1 protein-coding gene is annotated in these 916 nt (G+C 46.7%); it reads left to right on the top strand.

Features of this window, described 5'->3' with window-relative positions:
* On the top strand, positions 1-916 hold a 916-nt coding region (locus CWS31_RS17645), incomplete at both ends, for a hypothetical protein (RefSeq protein WP_170252924.1).

The raw sequence follows: 916 nt of genomic DNA, 5'->3' as shown, positions 1-916 counted from the left end.
GGTGTTGGCACAGATAGCTTTACGGTCAATAGCGGTGTGTCTATCGGAACTATTGGTGGCGGCAACGGCGCAAATACGTACATTATTAATGGCACGACCGGCAATATAACCGGAGGTGCTGGCATTGACCAGTTTACAGTTAACGGAAATGGTTCAACTGGCACACTCAGTGGTTTGGCAGGTAAAGATACCTTTACGGTTATTGGTACAGATACCTACCGTGTTGGTAGTATTTTAGGTGGTGCGAACGACGATACGGTAACACTTGAAAGTACGGAGGTTGTGGGTGTTGCAGGTGTTGGTGGTGCGGCGGGTACGCCGGGCTTAATTGATGGTGGTGCTAAAGATGGTACTGATGCAGCAGATGCAGGTGATATCTTTAACTTAAGTAACTCATCTGATTTACTGTTGTCACGTTTAACTAGTTTTGAAACCCTTAATGGAAATAGCACAACACCAGGTACCTTAACCGGTGTTGAGACGAACACGTGGGTGGTTGATGCAATCAACTCAGGTACGGTTAATGGCATTCATTTTAATGACTTTATAAATATTGTTGGCGGCACTGGAATAGATGGCTTTACGGTCAATAATCTCGTATCTATTGGTAATATTTCTGGCGGCAACGGCGCAAACACCTACACCATTAATGGCACGACGGGTGCTATCACGGGTGGTGACAATGTAGATACCTTTACGATTGGTACAGCGGGTAACACTGGAGCCCTTGTTGGCGGCCTTGGTGATGATGTATTCTCAGTAAGTGGCGCAACTACCGGACGTGTCGCGAGTATTTCTGGCGGCGATGGTGATGACACGGTTAGTTTGGATAATACGGGCGTAGTTAGCGGGACAATTGATGGTGGGGATGAAACGTTAAAAGATACGTTTAACCTTACGGCAACCGACGGCAGTT

This window comes from Colwellia echini (assembly GCF_002843355.2).
In the GTDB taxonomy this organism is placed as follows: Bacteria; Pseudomonadota; Gammaproteobacteria; order Enterobacterales; family Alteromonadaceae; genus Colwellia; species Colwellia echini.
Note: the sequence above shows the minus strand (reverse complement) of the source record. Positions and strands in the feature narration are given on the sequence as shown.